The organism is Devosia sp. MDV22-iso42 (genome assembly GCF_058629155.1).
On the sequence record NZ_JBZVWR010000006.1, the window covers coordinates 349,947 to 368,958 of the forward strand.

Consider the following 19,012-nt stretch of genomic DNA (forward strand, 5'->3'; position numbering starts at 1 on the left):
TATTACTGTGTTGAATCGCGCAAAATGGCCCGTCGTGGGCGCCGTTTCAGGAATCTAGAGGGCGCTGCTTTATGCTGGCGAAATCGTAGCTAATGGCCGGACAATCCGAAGCCGCAGACGATCTGATCGCTGAACTGGCAAAGCTGATGGCGCAGGATGCGCAGGAAGACCGGGGGGCGAAGCCGTCCGGGCCGGCCATTCCTTCTGCCCAGTTTGTTCCCGTGCGCATTCCCGGCGACCCTGTACAGCGGTCTGCATCCGGTGATCTGCCTGATTCCGCAGGCTTGCCTGCCGCCGCCAACCAGTTTGGCGGGACCAGCCCGGCGGTTGCGATCGAGCCGATTGTCTCGCAGCGTTCAAATGCTGCGGCCGTGCCGAAGTCCGAGCCGTTCCAGTTTAATTTTGACATTCGCGGCGGCAGTGTACCGCCTTCGGGCATCGAGGATGCGCCGGCCAACGCCGTTGCGCCCGCGACGGTCCCCCGCAGTTTCGCCGAAGCGGAGCCCACCGCACCGGTGGAACCTGCTCCGGTTGTACCCTCTCAGGAACATGACAGTATCGCCGATCTGATCTCTGCCGAAATGGCTGCGCATCCAGAGCCGGAACCCGAACTCGATCAGGTTGCGCCGGTGGCGACGCCGGCTTTGATGGCGACGTCAGTGGCTGCCGCATCCGGTGCCCAGACCGGCGTGAGCCTGGGTGGACACCGGGCTGAGCCTGATCGCTTCAGGGTGCCGCCCGTATTTGGGCTGGGTTCGCCCGTGGCACCGCCCGCCAGTGTTGGCGTGGAGCCGTCGTCGGTTTCCCGCCAGCCGGCAATGCCGGTGGCGGTTGCGCCGACGCCGGTTGCTGACAGTTCGGTCGGGCTCGATCCGATTGACGAGATTGAAAGCCTGATTGGCCGGGCCATGCGAGTCGAATTCGATCTGCCCGAGGATGAGATGCGGGCCGCCGCGTCCGATCTGGCGCCGGCAGCGCCGCAGAGCCCGCCGCGGCCTGCGCCCAGTCCGGCGCTGCGCAGCCTGGCAACGCCCGTGCTGCCCAATCCGCCCGTCGACGGGATGTCGACTGCCGATCAGACCATTTTTGCCGCCGCCCAGGCAACTGGGGCCAAGGTCGGCTGGGTTCATGAAACCGTTGCGGCAGATCCCGAACTTCAGACTTATGCCGCCGCGCCGCGTCAGCGCCGTGCCATGGGCATGTCGCGTGCGCTGGCCGGTCCGTTGGTTGCGGTTACCCTGCTGCTCGCCGCCGGGTTCGGTCTGTATTGGGTGCTGGGTCTGGGTGGCCGTGAGGAAGGGCCGGCGCCCTTGCTCACCGCAGACACAGATCCAGTCAAGGAAGTTGCCCCTGCCATCGCTGCGGATGACGGCACGACGACCCAGTCCGTGGTGTTCAACGAAATGAACGGCGTTACCCCTGGCGCCGACGAGCAACTGGTGTCCCGTGACCAGACCGACGTCAACGAGGTAACACAGGTTTCCGCCGCCGCTGCCGATTCAAGCGACGAAGGGCTTGCCAATCGCAAGGTTCGCACCGTCAAGGTCCGTCCAGACGGCACCATTGTCAGCGGTGATGACAGCGTGGCCGGCAGCGCCATTCTGCCAGTTGATCGCCCCAATGTGCCCGCCGTTCCCGGTGCGGAAACGGCGACGCCCGAACTGCTCGCCAGCGTCGAACCGGTTGAGCCGGTTGCTGAGGCCGTTCCGGCTTTGCCAACGGTCGTTCCCGTCGAGCCAGGTTCGACAGTGCCTGCCGTAGACCTGACGGGTGCGGCCATTGCCGGCAAGTCTGCGACCATTCCGCTGATGCGACCGACCGGCCTCCGGCTGGCCAGCGCCGCGCCGTCGGGAACGGAAGCTCCGGCAGCGCCGGCTGCCGCGGTGGCGCCCGCCCCCGAGGCGGCGCCGTCCCTGACCGTGCCGGGTGCCACCGAGGTGCCGGCGCTGGGCGATACCGCGCCCGCTTATGTGCAACTGGCGTCGCAGCGCAGCGAAGCCGATGCGCGCCAGTCTGCCCAGAACATGGTGACCCGCTATGGCCCGCTGTTCGGTGGCGCCAACCTGGAAGTCCAGCGCGTCGATCTGGGCACCAGGGGGATCTACTATCGTGTGCGCGTTCCGGCAGCATCGCTGGAGCAGGCCAATCTGATCTGTACCAATGTCAAGGCGGCGGGTGGCGACTGCTTCACCATGTGATGGGCGCCCTGTGCCCGTCTTTGCCATGCCGGCAAGCTTGACGGTCATCGGCGCAGCCGCCAAGGATGACGTCATGTTTCTGCAGCCAGGCGTGCTTTGATGACCTCCGCCCAGACTGACTGGTTTGCTACGCCGGCCCCACCCGACGATGACGACATCCTCTATGTCGATGTCGATGGCTATGAGGGGCCGCTCGATCTGCTGCTTGATCTGGCCCGGCGCCAGAAGGTCGATCTGGCCGCCATTTCGGTGCTGGCACTGGCCGAACAATATCTGCTGTTCATCGAGAAGGTGCGGGAGAAACGCATCGAGCTGGCGGCCGACTATCTGGTCATGGCCGCCTGGCTGGCCTATCTCAAGAGCCGGCTTATGGTGCCGCAGGCCGCATCCGACGATGAACCGTCCGGCGAGATGCTGGCCGCCATGCTGCAGTTCCGCCTCAAGCGCCTCGAAGCCATGCGCCGCGCCGCCAACCAGTTGATGAACCGGCCCCGCCTGGGCCTGGCGGTTCATGCCCGCGGCATGCCCGAGCCGATCGAGATCGCCCGGCGCAGCCTGTGGGAGGCCAGTCTCTATGACCTGCTCAAGGCCTATTCCGTTCAGCGTGAAAAAGGCATCAGTACCGACTACGCTCCTCTCCAGCGCACAGTCTGGTCGCTGCAGGATGCGCGCGATATCCTCCAGCGCCTGATTGGTGATAGTTTTGAATGGGTGGCCATGGACAGCTATGTGGCCGACTATCTCGCCACGCCCGCCGAACGGGCCACGGTTCTCGCCTCGAGCTTCGCCTCGAGCCTTGAACTGGTCCGCCTCGGGCAGATCGATCTGCGCCAGACCGAGGCTTTCGGTCCGCTACTGATGCGGCGTCGCAAGGCGGAAACCTCGTGATCGACGATTTTTCTGATGCCAATGAGGTTGTTGAGCGCAATCTGCGAATTCTGGAGGCTCTCCTGTTCGCCTCAACTGAGCCTTTGACGGTTAGCCAGATGTCATCATATCTGGGTGAAGGGTCACGACTGATCGAATTGCTGGTGACTCTGCAGCAGCGCTATGCCGGCCGTGGCGTCAACCTGGTGCAGCGCGGGGATGGATGGGCGTTCCGCACCGCCGAGGATCTGGGATTCCTGTTGCGGCGCGAGGAGCAGGAGACCCGCCCCCTGTCGCGTGCGGCGCTCGAGACACTCTCCATCATCGCCTATCACCAGCCCAGCACCCGCGCCGAGATCGAGGAAGTCCGCGGCGTTGCCACCGGCAAAGGGACTATCGACCTGCTGATGGAAGCCGGATGGATCCGCATGCGTGGCCGTCGCCGCACGCCCGGGCGCCCGGTAACCTATGGCACCACTGACGCTTTTCTCGATCACTTCGGGTTGGAAAGCCTTTCCGACCTGCCGGGGCTGGAAGAGCTCAAGGGTGCCGGCCTGCTGTCGGGCCGCCTGCCATCATCCATGCAGATCCCGCTTCCCTTTGATGGCGCCTTGCGCGATGACGAGGATCCGCTGGACCCTGACGATGTCGACGATGAGGACGAAAACGCCTGATGACGGAAGAACTTGCAGGCTGGGGCACGCGCGGCACCACGGGTGTCAGCTTCGCCGCGACACTCGAATTCGACGCTGTCGATGTGCGGCTGGGGGGCAGGGCGGTGCTCAGCCAGTTCAGCCTCACCCTGCGGCCGGGCGAGATCGTTTGCCTGCTGGGCGAATCGGGCTCCGGCAAGTCCACGGCTTTGCGCGTGGCCGCCGGCATTCAGCCCATTCATGCCGGCGCCGTCCGCATCAATGGCCAAACCGTTTCGACGCCTGGAATGACGGTGCCTACCGACCGCCGCGGCGTCGGCCTGATGTTTCAGGACTTTGCGCTGTTTCCGCATCTCACGGTGCTACAGAACGTGCTCTTCGGCCTGCGCAAGCTGGGCCGTCCGGCGGCGCTGGCCCAGGCGCGGGCCGCGCTGCGCCGCGTGGGCCTGGGGGACCGCGAGGCGGATTATCCGCACATGCTCTCGGGCGGGCAGCAGCAGCGCCTGGCGCTTGCCCGCAGTGTCGCGCCGCGCCCCGGCGTGCTGCTGCTCGACGAGCCGTTTTCCAGCCTGGACGCCCGCCTGCGCGAAACCGTGCGCGAGGAAACCCTGGCTGTGCTGCGGGAAACCAATGTCACCAGCCTGATCGTCACCCACGATCCCGAGGAGGCCATGATTCTGGGCGATCGGGTTGCCCTGCTGCGTCACGGCAGGATTGCCCAGATCGGCACCGGAGCCGATATCTACCGCCAGCCGATCGATCTGAGTGCCGCACGCTTCTTCTCGCCCCTCAGCGAGATCGAGACGGTGGTGTCCGGTGGACAGGCGCAGACCCCGCTGGGCGCCGTGCCGACCCCGGGCCTGGCCGAGGGGGCCCGGGTGACGGTTGCCATCCGTCCCGCCGGTGGAGCTCGACTCCGGCTTAGCGGGCCTGGCACGCCGGGCCGGGTGATCAGCAAGCGCGACGCCATCGGCGAAGATCTCTGCGAGGTCAAGGTTGAGGGTCTCGACGCCCCGCTGGGTGTGCGTCAGCCGGCGAGTTCGGCCCTCAGCATCGGCCAGGACGTATTCGTCACGCTGAACCGGGAACACGTTCTTGTGTTTCCGCGCATTTAAACCTATTTCTGGCCTATATATCCGCGTGTAACGCGTTCTGACAAAAATCTAGGGAGTCCAAAATGCACGCGCCAGGAATTTGGGGTATTCTCGTTGTTGCCGTCGTCGTGATCCTGCTGTTCGGTCGCGGCAAGATCTCCGGCATGATGGGTGAGGTTGCCTCTGGCATCAAAGCCTTCCAGAAGGGCATGAAGGATGATGATGACAAGCCCGTCGAGCGTGTTGCCAGCACCGAGCCTGCCCAGCCCGAAAAGAAAGACGTCTAGGACGGTTCCGCCGGTCGCGCTGTTGCTTTGAGGAATTGATATATGCTCGGCTTGGGCTGGACGGAGATGCTGGTGATCGGCGTCATGGCGCTGATTTTCATCGGACCCAAGGACTTGCCTATGGTGATGAACCGCGTCGGCAAGATCATTGGTCAGCTCAGGCGCATGGGCAATGAGTTCCAGCGCGAGATCAACAAGACGACCGGGCTCGACGAAGTGCGCAATCTGCGTAACTCGATCACCTCGCCCCTCAAGAAGTCGGCTGACGAAATCCGCAAGGAATTCAATGCGATGACGCCGACCGGCGCCAAGCCGTCCGGCGTGATCAAGCCGACCAATCCGGCGGCGGAGAGCGTGGTGGACGAGATCAAGGCCAAGGCCGGCATGACAGCGCCCGCAGTCCCCCTAACCGCGGACGAGGTCGCCAAGGCGGCAGGCTTCAAGCCGGCCGGACCGGCCCCGGTGACGTCCAAGGCCACTGTGGGCCAGGCGACAAGCACAGTTGCCAAGAAGACGTCTGCCAAGGCCGTCAAGGCACCCGCCAGGGCCAAGGCCGCGCCCACCAGCCCGGTTGTCACCAGTGATCTGGCTCCCCTTGGTGCCGACCCTGTCAGGCAGACGGTGGCCAACGCGCCGGTTGAGTCAGTGGCTGCGGCCAAAAGCGCGCCTGTGTCCAAAGCCACGGTGGCCAGGCCTGCGGTCACCAAGCCCAGGGTCGTCAAGCCTGCTGCGACCGCTCAGGTCGCCGAGGCGCCCGCTGCCAAGCCGGCGGCCAGGAAGCGTGCACCGGCCAAACCGACATCCGAGACAGCCACAACCACTGCCGACAAGGGCGGGGATAGATAAGCATGGCCGATCTCAAGCAGATTGCAGACAAGAGCGCTGATACACCCGACGAGTTGGCCGGCAGCGAAGCGCCGCTGCTGGAGCATCTGGTCGAGCTGCGCAAGCGGCTGATCTATTCGGCGATTACCATTGTCGTGCTGATGGCGTTCTGTTTCATTTTCGCCAGCACCATCTATGAATGGCTGCTCATCCCCTACAAGCGGGCGGTTCCAGATGCGACGCTGATTTTCACCGCGCCCCAGGAACTGTTCTTCACCTATCTCAATGTCGCCCTGTTCGGCGCGATATTCCTCGGCTTCCCGGTGATTGCCAGCCAGATCTACATGTTTGTCGCCCCCGGACTCTACAAGCACGAGCGCAAGGCATTCATCCCCTATCTGGTTGCTACGCCTGTTTTTTTCGTGGCTGGCGCAGCACTGGTCTATCTCGTTGTGCTCCCGATGGCGCTGCATTTCTTTGCCGGCATGCAGACTGAGGACATCACCATGATGACCAGCGTCAGCGAGTATCTCGGCCTGGCCATGTTGCTGATCCTAGCCTTTGGCATCTGCTTCCAGCTGCCCGTGGTATTGACGCTGCTGGCGCAGATCGATCTGGTTCATGTCAACATGCTCAAGGCCGGCCGGCGCTACGCGATTGTGGGTATCCTGATTTTTGCCGCCTTCATCACACCACCCGATCCGATCTCCCAGATCGGCCTTGCTGTGCCCATGTACCTGCTCTACGAACTTTCGATTATCTCCGTCCGGATGGTCGAGCGCCGTCGTGCAGCCAGTCTTGCGGCGCAGGACGCTGAAGCCGCCAGTTCATCGTCCGACTAGACCGTCGGCCTGCTATCAGGCCGAGGGGGAAATTCCCTCGTGGCCTGGCAGGCGCGTCACGAGCAATCTTCAGCCTGTACCAATCAGAGGCGGGCGGTGCCCGTAACAGCCATGTTCGATATCAAGTGGATCAGAGCCAATACCGATGCCTTCGATGCTGCCGTTTCGCGGCGCAAGGGGACATCGCTGAGCTCGGCTGATCTGCTGGCGATCGATGATCGGCGGCGCGAAATCATTGGTCGGCTCAACGATGCCCAGGAGCAGCGCAATGCGCTGTCCAAGCAGATCGGCCAGGCCAAGGCACAGAAGGACGACGCCAGGGCGGCCGAACTGATGGCCGAAGTGGCCCGCCTCAAGGAAACGATCCCTCAGGGCGAAGCCGATCAGCGCGCCGTCGATGCCGAACTGCAGTCTGCGCTCGCCGTCATTCCCAACCTGGTATTCGATGACGTGCCCGACGGTAGCGACGAAACCGACAACGTCGAGTATTTCGGCCGCAATGGCACACCGGACACGGCGGCAATCCAGCGCGCGCCCAAGCCGACTTTTGGCTTTGCGCCCAAGGAGCACTACGAGGTCGGCATTGCCGCCCAACTGATGGATTTCGAGGCCGCGGCCAAGCTTTCGGGCAGCCGCTTTGTCGTGCTCAAGGGCGAGGTTGCCCGGCTCGAGCGCGCCTTGGGGCAGTTCATGCTCGACCTGCACACCACCGAGCACGGCTATCTTGAAGTCCAGCCGCCGCTTCTGGTGAGGGACGAGGCGCTGTTTGGTACCAACCAGCTGCCAAAGTTTGAGGAAGACCTGTTCTTCACGCCGCATGGCGAGGGCCGTCTGGCGTTGATCCCTACCGCCGAAGTGCCGCTGACCAATATGGTGCGCGAATCTATCCTGGCGGAAGAAGAACTGCCGCTGCGCATGACCGCGCTGACGCCCTGTTTCCGTTCCGAGGCTGGCTCAGCCGGTCGCGACACGCGCGGCATGCTGCGACAGCATCAGTTCAACAAGGTGGAAATGGTCTCCATCACCACGCCGGAAACCGCTGCCGACGAGCATGAGCGCATGCTGACCTGTGCCGAAGCCGTGCTGCAGAGGCTGGGCCTGCATTACCGCGTCATGCATCTATGCACCGGGGATACCGGCTTCGGCGCCCGCCGCACCTATGATCTGGAAGTCTGGCTGCCGGGCCAGGACACCTATCGCGAAATCTCCTCGGTCTCGGTCTGTGGGGATTTCCAGGCCCGTCGCATGGAGGCCCGCTATCGCCCTGCCGGTGACAAGCAGGCGCCGCGCTATGTCCATACGCTTAATGGCTCGGGCACCGCGGTTGGCCGCTGCCTGATCGCCGTGCTGGAAAACTACCAGCAGGAAGACGGCACCGTGCTGGTCCCGGATGTGCTGCAGCCCTATATGGGCGGCCTCAAGTCGATCGGCGGCCATTGATGAGCCTGCGCATCCTCATCACCAATGACGATGGTGTGGATGCGCCCGGCATCGCCATCATGGCCGATATCGCGCGGGAACTCAGCGATGACGTCTGGATCGTCGCGCCCGATGGCAACCAGTCCGGCGCCGGGCATCGTCTCAGTTTTGGCACAGAATTGACCATTGAGAGCCGGGGCGCCCGCACGTTTGCCGTCGTGGGCGGCTCGCCCGCCGATTGCGTCGTCGCCGGCATGACCCATCTGCTGGGCGACCGGCCGGCCGATGTCGTGCTTTCGGGCGTCAATGCCGGCCAGAACCTGGGCGATATCGTCAACTGTTCGGGGACGGCTGCCGGCGCCCGCGAAGGCGCCATGCAAGGCGCCATCGGCATCGCCATGAGCCAGGGCGTCGACTACGAGGTCAGCCGCGACGTCGACTGGTCCAATGCCAAAGCCCATGGGCTGGCCACGGCACGGGCCATTATCGCCGCCGCCGACGGACGGGGGCACTATTACAACGTCAATTTCCCGTTCTGTGACCCGGCGGCCGCCAAGGGTATTGCGGTTGTCCCGCTGCAGCGGTTCTCGCGGTCGCCGTTTCGTTATTATGCCAGCGACAATCCGGGAAAATTCTTCGTCGCCATCCCCGAGACGCCGCTGCCGCTCGACCGGGGTGCCGATTTCGAAAGCCTGCGCCGCGACTTCTATGTGACGGTGACGCCGCTGATGCTGCAGCAGACCGATATGGCCCTGGCCGAACGACTCAACGGCAGTCTCAGCCTCTAGGGTTTTCGTGGCCCCGGCAGGGTTTTGCACAGACGCCAGCCCTTAACCTTACCCAATCCGGAATCGGGTGGGTGCGATTTTGCTCAAATCGCATCGGCTTTAAACTCGTCTTTACCTTACCGGCCTAGTCTCAAACTCGTGTTGAGTACCTGCGTACGAGTAAGCTGATGAGTATCCGCGTATCCCGCCGGGCACCTAAGAGTGCCGTTGCGATGGCTGGCCTTCTGATTGCTGCCGTTGCCCTGTCCGGATGTTCCAGTCTGGGGAGTCGCGCCTTTGGCGACCCTACCACGACCGGCTCGCTGCCGCAGGCCGCTCCCCAATCCTACAGCCAGCCCATGCCCAGCAGCCTTGGGGCACCGCAGAGCATGGTGGCTGACGCTCAATTTGTACCGCCGGCCAATGTCGGTGGCATGGGGCAGCCACAGGCGGTGCAGCCGCTGTGGGGCCAGCCGGCGCAGACCGCCTACAGCCAGCCCGCGCCGCTGGCCAACGGCGGATCCATGCCGACCGTGCAGTCGCAAACTCTACCCGCTTTGAGCAATTCGCCCCAGGGATCCGTTCCAGCCATGCAAGCCCAGCCCGCCTTCGCGTCAGCGACCATGCCCTCTCCCGCTGCCCTCGGCAGCATGCCGACCAACAATGCCGTGCCGACTCTGGCATCGACCACGCCGACGCCGCCCGCCGGCGGCGGCACGTTCAGCCACACGATCGCCAGCGGCGAGTCGCTCTACACGATTGCGCGTCGCTATGAAGTGACCACGCAGTCGCTGGTGCAGACCAACAATCTGGAATCGCCCGACAAGATCGTGGTCGGCCAGAAGATTATCATTCCCGGCCGTTCGGACCTGCTGATCACCAAGGGTCAGGCGACGCAGACGGCATCGGCAGGCGCCATGAGCGCGCCGGCTCCTGCCCAGCAGACCCTGCCTGCCGCCGCGCCCAATGCGTTGCAGTCCGGTGCCGCACCGGTTGCAGCACCTGCTGTTGCGGCGCCGGTTGCAGTTGCCACGGCGCCCGCGCCGGTCGCTGAGCCTGCAATGTCAGGCAGTGACAAGTTCCGTTGGCCAGTCAGCGGCCGCGTGCTGGTTGATTTTGCCGCCTCCAAGGGCACCGGCATCAATATCGAGGCTGCCGAGGGCGCCTCGGTCAAGGCCGCCGAAAATGGCACCGTCATCTATGTCGGCTCGGGCGTCGAGGGCTATGGCAACCTCGTGCTGATCCGCCACCCCAATGGTTACGTCTCTGCCTATGCCCATCTGGGGGCTATGAATGTCGCCAAGGGCGCCAATGTCAATCGTGGCGATACCATCGGTGCTGCCGGGCAGACCGGCTCGGTGACCAAGCCGCAGCTGCACTTTGAACTGCGCAAGGGCGCGACCCCGGTTGATCCGGTGCCGCTGCTGGCCAGCTGACACCCGTCTTCTCCTGGTAAGACCCCCGCCACATCGGCGGGGGTCTTGCTTATGGGGCGGCCTTGCCCATTTCGCCGGCCAGGGTACGCACCAGCTGGATAGCGACGCGACCCGATCGCGCGCCGCGTGTCGCCGCCCATTCGATGGCACGGGCCTGGAGTTCGGCGGCGTCGATCTCGAGCCCATAGTGGTCGGCATAGGTGGTGACCATGCTGAGATAGGTCGGCTGGTCGCAATTGTGGAAGCCCAGCCAGAGACCAAACCGGTCCGAGAGCGAGACCTTTTCTTCAACCGCCTCGCCAGGATTGATAGCCGTTGACCGCTCGTTCTCGATCATGTCGCGCGGCATCAGGTGCCGACGGTTGGAGGTGGCATAGAACAGCACATTGTCGGGGCGCCCCTCCAGCCCGCCATCGAGAATGGTCTTGAGCGACTTGTAGCTGGTCTCGCCATTGTCAAAGCTCAGATCGTCGCAGAACACCACGAAGCGCGCCGGCTCGTTAGCGATCCGGCGCATGAGGGCAGGGAGGGTCTCAAGGTCTTCCCGCGCGATCTCGATGAGCACCAGGCGGTCAAAGCCCTCGCCGCCACGTTCAAGGATGTCGCCATGGATGGCTTTGACGAGGGAGCTCTTGCCCATGCCGCGCGCGCCCCAAAGCAGCGCATTGTTGGCGCCGTGCCCGCGGGCGAACTGCTCGGTATTGCGCAGCAGAATGTCCTGCACGGCGTCGATTCCCTTGAGCATGGCCAGTGGCACCCGGCTCACCCGTTGCACCGGATGGAGCGCACCCGAATCGCCGTCCCAGTGATAGGCGTTGGCAGCTCCAAGTGCCGGGGCATCGAGCGGAGTCGCAGGAGCCAAGGCCTTCAAGGCATTGGCGATTGCGTCAAGTTTGGCACTGATGTCGGCGAGGTGGTCTTTGCTCTTCAAGGCGAAATATCCTCAAGCTCGGCGCGGCAATTTGCAGCTCCCGGAATGCCTTTGCAATCACGGGGGCGCAAATGTATAGTCCGCCCGATTTTGATCGGGGCGCAAGTGCAACAAGCCCCACATGCGTCCAGTGGCATCGTGCCGTGCTCTAGCTCGACTGGCGCAGTCCCTCCCAAACCAAGAAGAAACCAAGGAACTCGCCATGTTTGTAACGCCCGCTTTTGCCCAGGCAGCCGGGGCCGCCGCTCCCGCCGGTGGCATGACCGACATCTTCATCCAGATGATGCCGATTCTCCTGCTGGTGGTGATTTTCTGGTTCCTGATCTTCCGGCCGCAGCAGAAGCGCCTGAAAGCCCAGCAGGCCATGCTGTCGGCTATTCGTCGCGGCGATACCGTCGTGACCACCGGCGGTATCGTCGGCAAGGTGACCAAGGCCGTTGATGGCGAAGATCTCGAGGTTGAGATCGCTACCGGCGTCAAGGTGAAGCTGGTGCGCGGCATGATCTCGGATGTGCGCAGCAAGGCTGAGCCGGTCAACGACAACAAGCCCGCCTGATAGCAGAATGCCACTTATTGCCGGAGCCTAAGGGCTCCGGCTTTTTACCTTTCAGGACGACCTAAATGCAGTTCTCGCCGGTCCGTACCGCCATCATCGCCTTTGTCTCACTTATGGGTGTGCTGTTCGCCATACCCAGTTTCCTGCCTGAGGATGTGCGGGACTCCTGGCCCGGTTTTCTGCCGCGGCAGACGGTGGTGCTCGGCCTCGATCTGCAGGGCGGCTCGCATCTGCTGCTGCAGGTGGACGAAGGTGGTATCATCACGGAGCGCTTGCAGACCTTGCGGCGCGACGTGCGCAATACGCTGGCCAACCAGAACGGCATCGGCAATATCATCACCACTGATGAGGCCGGCCGGACCCTGTCCGTGGAACTCACCGACCCCACGCAGCGCGACGCGGCACGCACCGCGATCGAGGCCCTGCAGAACAATATCAGCAATTCGCTGATCACCGTTGGCGGCACCCAAGAACTCTCCTTTGGCGACACCGCTGATGGCAAGCTGACGGTTTCGCTGACGCCAGAAGGCATTACTGAACGGACGTCGGCGCTGGTGGCGCAGTCGATCGAGGTCATTCGCAAGCGTGTGGACGAATTGGGCACCACCGAACCGTCGATCCAGCGCCAGGGCACCAATCGCGTGCTGGTGCAGGTTCCCGGCTTTGGCGACAGCCAGCGCCTCAAGGACATCATTTCCCGCACGGCGCGCCTGACTTTCCACATGGTCTATCCGGGCATGACCGCAGCGCAGGCCGAGGCCCAGGGCCTGCCGGCCGGCACCATGATCCTGCCCAGCCAGGATGGCGGCAGCGAACTGCTCTATGAAGACGTGGCTTTGGGCGGCGAGTCGCTGGTCGATGCGCAGCCCAGCTACGACCAGCAGCGGGCCATGCCTGTCGTCAGCTTCCGCTTCGATACGCGCGGCGCCATTACCTTTGGCCAGATTACCTCGTCCAATGTCGGCAAGCGCTTTGCCATCGTCCTCGACGATCAGGTCATCACGGCGCCGGTCATCCAGTCCGCCATTACCGGCGGCACCGGTCAGATCAGCGGCAGCTTCACCACGTCAACCGCCAATGATCTGGCGGTCCTGCTGCGCGCTGGTGCTTTGCCTGCCTCGCTTGACGTGGTCGAGGAGCGCACGGTTGATGCCAGCCTGGGCGCCGACTCCATCCAGCATGGCCTGACCGCCGGTATCGTCGCGGCGACACTGGTTGTCGCCTTCATGGTGGTTGCCTATGGCCTGTTTGGCGTCTTTGCCAATATCTCGCTGATCCTCAACATCGTGCTGATCTTTGGCGCGCTGTCGATGCTGGGGGCGACGCTCACCTTGCCAGGTATCGCCGGCATCGTGTTGACCATCGGCATGGCAGTTGATGCCAACGTGCTGATTTACGAACGCATGCGTGAGGAACAGAAGTCCGGAAAATCGCCGCTGCAGGCGATCAATGCCGGTTTCGCGCGCGCCTGGGGGACGATCATCGACTCCCACCTGACCCAGCTGATCGCCGCCATTGTGCTGTATTTCCTGGGTTCCGGCCCGGTTCAGGGCTTTGCCGTGACGCTGGCACTGGGCATTCTGACGTCGCTGTTCACGTCCTACACGGTCACGCTCTATTTCGTGGGCATGTGGTATCGGGCGCGCCGGCCCAAGACCCTCAAGATCCAGCACTTCCGCTTCATTCCGGACGGCACCAAAATTCCGTTCATGAAGATCAGCCGCTATGTGATCGCCTTTTCGATCGTGGCCAGCCTGCTCTCCATCGGCTCGGCCTATTTCAAGGGTTTCAACCTCGGAATCGACTTTGTTGGCGGCACGGCCATCGTCATCCAGCATGAAGGCGGGCCTGCTGACGTCGGCAGCGTGCGCGAAATCCTTGCCGGCCTCGAGCTGGGCGAGGTGCAGGTGCAGGGCTTCGGTACACCCGAGGATGTGCTGGTGCGCGTGCAGGCCCAGGAGGGCGGTCAGGACGCCGACCAGGTGGCTGTGGCGAAAGTACGTGAGGCTCTTGCAACCGAAAACTACACCATCCGCAGTACAGAGGCTGTCAGCGGCACGGTGTCGAGCGAGCTGGCCTGGAAGGGCACCATCGCAGTCGTCATCGCCCTGCTGGCCATTCTGGTCTATATCTGGTTCCGGTTCGAGTGGCAGTTCGCCATGGCGGCCGTCACCACTACGACCCATGATATCATCATGACGATCGGGCTCTATTCGCTGACGGGGCTGGAGTTCAACCTTACTTCCATCGCGGCGGTGCTGACATTGGTGGGCCTGTCGCTCAACGAAACCGTGGTGATTTCCGACCGTGTGCGCGAAAATCTGCGAAAACACCGCAAGATGCCACTGCCCGAACTGATCGACATGTCGATCAACCAGACCATTGTGCGTACCTCGCTGACCTCGTTTACGGTGTTCCTGGCGCTGATTCCGCTGGTGATCTTCGGTGGTGAAGTCATTCGCAGCTTCACCATCGCGATGACCTTCGGCGTCTTCGTGGGCATGTATTCCTCGATCATCGTGAACGGTCCGATCCTGATTAATTTCGGCCTCAAGGCGAAGTCGGAAAATGATGAGGACGGCAAGGGCAAGCTGGCCGACGGGTCGGCGATCTGAAGGCCCCGGAGATGACGCTTCCCGGTACCGGCCACTTTCCACAGCAGGTCGGCATCGATGCCTATGGCAATAGCGGCTTCCGCTTCGCCGATATGTCGCATCGCGGTTCCTTGCTCTGTCTGCCGACCGGCATGCTGGGCTGGGCCGTGGCGACGCCGGCAGAGATCACGCTGGACAGCCTGACGCCGCTGATTGCGGCGGCTGACGACATCGACGTCCTGATGATTGGGTTGGGTCACGATATTACCGGCCTGTCGCCGGATGTGCGCGCGGCGCTGCGGGAGCACGGCATCATTGTCGAGGCCATTACCACGGGCAGTGCGGTGCGGACCTACAATGTGCTGCTGGCCGAACACCGCGCCGTGGCCGCAGCCCTGATCGCGGTCGACAGGGTTCGCTGAGATGAGCGCAGAGAGTTTTGCCCATGCCGCCGAAGCCCTTCGCAGCGGCGACCGCGACCGCTACCTGGCCACGCTGGTCCTCAACGGTGCGCATCGGGACGCCGTCACCGCGCTCTATGCCTTCAACGCCGACATCGCCTCGATCCGCGAACGAGTCTCTGGGCCTGTGCCGGGGGAGATGCGCCTGCAGTGGTGGAGTGATGCGCTTGAGGGCGAAGGGCACGGCGCCGTGCGGCAGAGCCCGGTGGCGGACGCATTGCTCGACACGCTGGCGCGCTACTCCTTGCCCAATGGTACGCTGCTGCGCCTGATCGGCGCGCGACGGTTTGATCTCTATGACGATCCCATGCCTGATCTTGAGACTTTTGAGGGCTATGCGGGAGAGACGGTCTCTACGCTCTACCAGCTGGCCGCCATGATCCTCAATGACGGCGAGACCATCGAGACCGGTGACGCCGGGGGGCATCTGGGCGTCGCCCATGCCATGATTGGCCACCTGCGGGCCTTCGGTCCAGTCTCCGGGCAGGGCCGCATCATGCTGCCCTGGTCGGTTCTGGAGGCCAATGGGGTGCGCGAGGGCGAGATATTCTCCGGCGTCGAAAGCGAGGGCCTGTCCGAAGCATTGGGGCAGATCAGCGAACTGGCCGGTGCTCACCTGGCAAAGGCAGAGGCTGCAATTGCGCGGCTGCCGGGTCACCTCAAGCCGGCCTTTGCGCCGATTGCCGTGCTCAAGGCGCAATTCAAACTGCTGCAGCGCCATTCCGGCGGTCTGTTTGAAGCAAAGCCGGACGACGCCGATTGGCGCAAGATCACCCGCCTGACCTGGTGGACGTGGCGCAACCGCTAGAGGCGGTCCTTGCCAAAGGCCACGAATTCGCCGGAAAGGCGTCCCGCCGTCTTGCCCTCGTAGATCAGCACGGCCGTGGCGCTGATCCGGGCCAGGCCCTTGCGAGTCAGCATGGTCATGAAGCGGGACCAGTCCTGATTGCCATCCAGCGTGGCGCGTGCGGTGAAATCGCCGGCAATGGGGGCGAGATAGTCCATGGTATTACGCTGAATCACTACGCGGCTGGGCTGGCCGGCCGCTGTCAGCCGCAGATGCACCAGGCACCAGGCTGACAGAATGGCCACCGCCGAGGCGCTGCCGCCGAACACGGTGTCCCGATGGTTGATGTTGGGCGCCAGCGGGGCGCCCAGCACTACGGCGTCATCGGCAATCGACACCACCCGCACTGCCATCGCCCGCGACAGCGGAATGTGGTCATGCAGGTAGGTCTCGAGTGCGGCCGGTGTCATGCCCAAGCTTTCAGATCTTCAAGCGCGCGCGAGGTGATCGCCTTGCGCTTGGCCTGGGTCTTGTCCGTGCCGCGCCAGCGCCCGACCAGGTCTTCGGGCCTGCTTACGGTCACGGGCGGAAAGAGGCCGAAATTGACGTTCATGGGCTGAAAGCTGCGGGCGCCGCTATAGCTGTCGGATTCGATATGGCCGCCCGTAATGTGGGCGACCAGGGCACCGAGAGCCGTCGTATTGGGCGGCGTCGCCATTGTCTCGCCGCGGGCCTCAGCAGCGGCCAGGCGACCGGTAATGAGGCCAACGGCGGCGCTTTCCACATAGCCTTCTACCCCGGTGACCTGACCGGCAAAGCGAATGCGCGGATCAGCCTTGAGCTTGAGGTCGGGGCCCAAGACTTTGGGGGAGTTGAGGAACGTATTGCGATGCAGGCCGCCGAGGCGGGCAAATTGTGCGTTTTCGAGGCCCGGGATCATGCGCAGGATCTCTGCCTGCACGCCATAGCGCATCTTGGTCTGGAAGCCGACCATATTCCACAGCGTGCCGAGGGCATTGTCCTGCCGGAGCTGCACAATGGCATAGCTCTTGACCAGTGGGTCGCGCGGATTGGTCAGCCCGACCGGCTTCATCGGGCCGTGCCGCAGGGTTTCGACGCCGCGCTCCGCCATCACCTCGATGGGCAGGCAGCCGTCGAAATAGGGGACCTTTTCCCAGTCCTTGAACTCATGCAGCGGCGCCACCTTGAGTGCCTCGACAAAGGCAAAATACTGCTCCTTGTTCATCGGGCAGTTGAGGTAATCGGCACCGGTGCCGCCGGGGCCGGCCTTGTCATAGCGCGACTGCGCCCAGACAATGTCCATATTGATGCTGTCGAAATGCACGATCGGGGCGATGGCGTCAAAGAAGGCCAGCGAATCTTCGCCCGTCTTGGCCAGGATGGCCTCAGCCATGGCCGGCGACGTGAGGGGACCGGTGGCAATGATGACATACCGCCAGTCCGCGGGCGGCATGCCGGCGACTTCCTCGCGCGCCATGGTGATATTGGGATGGCTCTCGATGGCTTGCGTCACCGCGGCGGAAAAACCATGTCGATCAACGCCCAAGGCGCCGCCGGCCGGAATCTGCGTCTTGTCGGCGCAGGCCATGATCAGCGAATTGCAGCGCCGCATTTCTTCATGCAGCAGGCCGACGGCATTGTGCTCGGCATCGTCGGAGCGAAAGCTGTTGGAGCAGACCAGTTCGGCGAGGCTGTCGGTCTGGTGCGCATCGGTACCGCGGACCGGGCGCATTTCATGCAGGATGACCTTGGCGCCAGCTTCGGCCGCCTGCCAGGCGGCTTCCGAGCCGGCAAGACCGCCGCCGATGATGTGGATAGGTTCTGAATGGGACATGCCCGGCAGATAGCAAGCGCCGCAGATCGACGCAACTGGCACTTGCGTGAGCGCCTGTAACGTGACGCCACAGGCAAAGCGAAGGCCCGGCTTTCGCCAGGCCTTCATGATAGGCTGGAACAGCTGCTGGCCGTCTAGGGCCTAGGCTGCGCGGCGTTCGTGCAGGCCTTCGAGGATTTCTTCGGCGATCTTGGCGCAGAAGGCGGGCAGATCGTCGGGTTTGCGGCTGGTGATCAGGCCCTGGTCGGACACCACTTCACTGTCTTCCCAAAGACCGCCGGCATTGATGACGTCGGTCTTGATCGAGGGGTAGGAGGTCACCTTGCGACCCTTGACGATGCCGGTTTCGACCAGCAACCAGGGCGCGTGGCACACTGCCGCGACGACTTTCTTCTCGCTCCAGAAGGACTTGATCAGTTCGAGCGCCTTGGGTTCGACGCGCAGCAGGTCGGGGTTGATCTGGCCGCCGGGCAGGACGATCGCGTCATAGTCACCGGGCGAGATGGCGTCGAGGGTCTTGTCGACCGGCACGGCCTGGCCCCAGTCGTCCTTGTCCCAGCCCTTGATCTCGCCGGCTTCAAGGGAAACGACATGAACGGTGGCGCCGGCCTCACGCAGGGTATTGAGCGGCACTTCCAGTTCGGACTGCTCGAAGCCATTGGTAGCGAGGATGGCGATGGTTTTTCCGGATAGGGTCTGCATGGGAAACTCCTTTGCTTGTGGGGGTTTAACGACCCACGAACGGCGGAGTTCCTGCGGATAGTCTTGACGTGGAAGCGGGCAATTCTGGCCAGTGCTCAAGCCATAGGCAGACAACAAAACACCCGCATCTCAGAGAGAAGCGGGTGTTCGGTTTGGGTCGATTGAAAGTCCAGATGCGCCGATATTAGAGAGCGCTGGCATGATCACGGGCAACGCGATTGATATCGGTGCGCGAAATGCCCAAGTCGTTGAGCTGACGATTGTCGAGAGCGGCGAGTTCACGAACGGTCTGCTGGTAAGCGGCCCATTTCTTGAAAGTCTTGCGGATGTCCATTGGAAGTCTCCTTGTGTTTACGAGCTTATATTTAGAGCAGTGCCGCATGGATGAGCAGTGGGAGAATGGTCAAACGAGCTATGCAGTTTATGCGGGGCTGGACGAATATGGTTGATGGAATCTTAAGCCCTGAAAGCGGCGATGGCCGCCGGGTGGCATGCCGGCGGCCATCAACAATTCTGGTGCTCCAAGCAATCAGCGATCGAACAGCGATCGCGTCATCTTGGAGAAGTCGGGGCCGGAGAGCCCCAGCAGATCGGCATCACGCGTCGAGGGAACGTCCATTTCCCGCAACGTCTGCTTGATGTCGACCAGGCGTTTGATACGCCAGACGGCTCGCACAAACATCGGAATATCCCTTTTGGCAGACGGAATAACAGCCTCAAGATGGGATGATTTGCGCG

Annotated in this window: 20 protein-coding genes; 14 read left to right on the forward strand and 6 right to left on the reverse strand. The window is 63.2% G+C overall.

Annotation, left to right across the window (positions count from 1 at the left end; translation table 11 throughout):
• Positions 1-92: 92 nt before the first annotated feature.
• The 10 genes from AC4NN3_RS03360 (at position 93) to AC4NN3_RS03405 (ending at position 10,388) form a co-directional block, all read left to right on the forward strand.
• Complete coding sequence (locus AC4NN3_RS03360) at positions 93-2,198, forward strand: SPOR domain-containing protein (protein ID WP_491925700.1); 2,106 nt, start codon at positions 93-95, stop codon at positions 2,196-2,198.
• A 99-nt stretch (positions 2,199-2,297) separates the two neighbouring features.
• Positions 2,298-3,086 (forward strand): segregation and condensation protein A, encoded by a 789-nt coding sequence (locus AC4NN3_RS03365; RefSeq protein WP_491925701.1) that lies wholly within the window; start codon positions 2,298-2,300, stop codon positions 3,084-3,086.
• The gene (gene scpB / locus AC4NN3_RS03370) at positions 3,083-3,739 is read left to right on the forward strand and encodes an SMC-Scp complex subunit ScpB (RefSeq protein ID WP_491925702.1); all 657 of its coding nucleotides are present in this window, start codon (positions 3,083-3,085) and stop codon (positions 3,737-3,739) included. The genes AC4NN3_RS03365 and scpB overlap by 4 nt, the downstream gene beginning before the upstream one ends.
• Positions 3,739-4,833 carry an ABC transporter ATP-binding protein gene (locus AC4NN3_RS03375; RefSeq protein ID WP_491925703.1) on the forward strand — a complete coding sequence of 365 codons (1,095 nt, stop codon included), beginning with the start codon at positions 3,739-3,741 and terminating at the stop codon, positions 4,831-4,833. Before scpB ends, AC4NN3_RS03375 begins: the two co-directional genes overlap by 1 nt.
• Before the next feature lie 62 nt (positions 4,834-4,895).
• Positions 4,896-5,099 carry a twin-arginine translocase TatA/TatE family subunit gene (gene tatA / locus AC4NN3_RS03380; protein WP_491925704.1) on the forward strand — a complete coding sequence of 68 codons (204 nt, stop codon included), beginning with the start codon at positions 4,896-4,898 and terminating at the stop codon, positions 5,097-5,099.
• Between the two features lie 42 nt (positions 5,100-5,141).
• A complete protein-coding gene (tatB, locus tag AC4NN3_RS03385; protein ID WP_491925705.1) occupies positions 5,142-5,945 on the forward strand; it encodes a Sec-independent protein translocase protein TatB in 804 nt (267 codons plus the stop codon).
• A 2-nt stretch (positions 5,946-5,947) separates the two neighbouring features.
• The gene (gene tatC, locus AC4NN3_RS03390; RefSeq protein ID WP_491925706.1) at positions 5,948-6,766 is read left to right on the forward strand and encodes a twin-arginine translocase subunit TatC; all 819 of its coding nucleotides are present in this window, start codon (positions 5,948-5,950) and stop codon (positions 6,764-6,766) included.
• Positions 6,767-6,877: 111 nt separating this feature from the next.
• Positions 6,878-8,206: a serine--tRNA ligase gene (gene serS / locus AC4NN3_RS03395; protein ID WP_491926455.1), complete on the forward strand. Its 1,329-nt coding sequence runs from the start codon at positions 6,878-6,880 to the stop codon at positions 8,204-8,206.
• The gene (gene surE / locus AC4NN3_RS03400) at positions 8,206-8,973 is read left to right on the forward strand and encodes a 5'/3'-nucleotidase SurE (protein ID WP_491925707.1); all 768 of its coding nucleotides are present in this window, start codon (positions 8,206-8,208) and stop codon (positions 8,971-8,973) included. Before serS ends, surE begins: the two co-directional genes overlap by 1 nt.
• Positions 8,974-9,185: 212 nt before the next feature.
• Entirely contained in the window at positions 9,186-10,388 is a 1,203-nt protein-coding gene (locus AC4NN3_RS03405; RefSeq protein WP_491925708.1) for a peptidoglycan DD-metalloendopeptidase family protein, read from the forward strand.
• Between the two features lie 49 nt (positions 10,389-10,437).
• Here the strand turns inward: AC4NN3_RS03405 and AC4NN3_RS03410 are convergent, their stop codons facing one another.
• Complete coding sequence (locus AC4NN3_RS03410) at positions 10,438-11,319, reverse strand: ATP-binding protein (RefSeq protein WP_491925709.1); 882 nt, start codon at positions 11,317-11,319, stop codon at positions 10,438-10,440.
• A 202-nt stretch (positions 11,320-11,521) separates the two neighbouring features.
• Between AC4NN3_RS03410 and yajC the strand changes: the two genes are divergently transcribed.
• The 4 genes from yajC to AC4NN3_RS03430 all read left to right on the forward strand — a co-directional run bounded on the left by yajC (position 11,522) and on the right by AC4NN3_RS03430 (position 15,738).
• A complete protein-coding gene (gene yajC / locus AC4NN3_RS03415) occupies positions 11,522-11,875 on the forward strand; it encodes a preprotein translocase subunit YajC (RefSeq protein WP_491925710.1) in 354 nt (117 codons plus the stop codon).
• Positions 11,876-11,940: 65 nt separating this feature from the next.
• Positions 11,941-14,490, forward strand: coding sequence for a protein translocase subunit SecD (gene secD, locus AC4NN3_RS03420; RefSeq protein WP_491925711.1), 2,550 nt, complete (start codon positions 11,941-11,943; stop codon positions 14,488-14,490).
• A gap of 11 nt (positions 14,491-14,501) precedes the next feature.
• Positions 14,502-14,891, forward strand: coding sequence for an Mth938-like domain-containing protein (locus AC4NN3_RS03425; protein ID WP_491925712.1), 390 nt, complete (start codon positions 14,502-14,504; stop codon positions 14,889-14,891).
• A 1-nt stretch (position 14,892) separates the two neighbouring features.
• Positions 14,893-15,738, forward strand: coding sequence for a phytoene/squalene synthase family protein (locus tag AC4NN3_RS03430; protein WP_491925713.1), 846 nt, complete (start codon positions 14,893-14,895; stop codon positions 15,736-15,738).
• Here the strand turns inward: AC4NN3_RS03430 and AC4NN3_RS03435 are convergent.
• The 5 genes from AC4NN3_RS03435 to AC4NN3_RS03455 all read right to left on the reverse strand — a co-directional run bounded on the left by AC4NN3_RS03435 (position 15,735) and on the right by AC4NN3_RS03455 (position 18,956).
• Positions 15,735-16,187: a YiiD C-terminal domain-containing protein gene (locus AC4NN3_RS03435; RefSeq protein WP_491925714.1), complete on the reverse strand. Its 453-nt coding sequence runs from the start codon at positions 16,185-16,187 to the stop codon at positions 15,735-15,737. The two genes, AC4NN3_RS03430 and AC4NN3_RS03435, sit on opposite strands and share 4 nt — an antisense overlap.
• A complete protein-coding gene (gene trmFO / locus AC4NN3_RS03440; RefSeq protein WP_491925715.1) occupies positions 16,184-17,572 on the reverse strand; it encodes a methylenetetrahydrofolate--tRNA-(uracil(54)-C(5))-methyltransferase (FADH(2)-oxidizing) TrmFO in 1,389 nt (462 codons plus the stop codon). The genes AC4NN3_RS03435 and trmFO overlap by 4 nt, the downstream gene beginning before the upstream one ends.
• A 141-nt stretch (positions 17,573-17,713) precedes the next feature.
• The gene (locus AC4NN3_RS03445) at positions 17,714-18,274 is read right to left on the reverse strand and encodes a type 1 glutamine amidotransferase domain-containing protein (RefSeq protein ID WP_491925716.1); all 561 of its coding nucleotides are present in this window, start codon (positions 18,272-18,274) and stop codon (positions 17,714-17,716) included.
• Between the two features lie 184 nt (positions 18,275-18,458).
• Positions 18,459-18,608: a DUF1127 domain-containing protein gene (locus AC4NN3_RS03450; protein ID WP_193335839.1), complete on the reverse strand. Its 150-nt coding sequence runs from the start codon at positions 18,606-18,608 to the stop codon at positions 18,459-18,461.
• Positions 18,609-18,803: 195 nt separating this feature from the next.
• Positions 18,804-18,956: a hypothetical protein gene (locus AC4NN3_RS03455; protein WP_291363051.1), complete on the reverse strand. Its 153-nt coding sequence runs from the start codon at positions 18,954-18,956 to the stop codon at positions 18,804-18,806.
• Positions 18,957-19,012 lie beyond the last annotated feature (56 nt).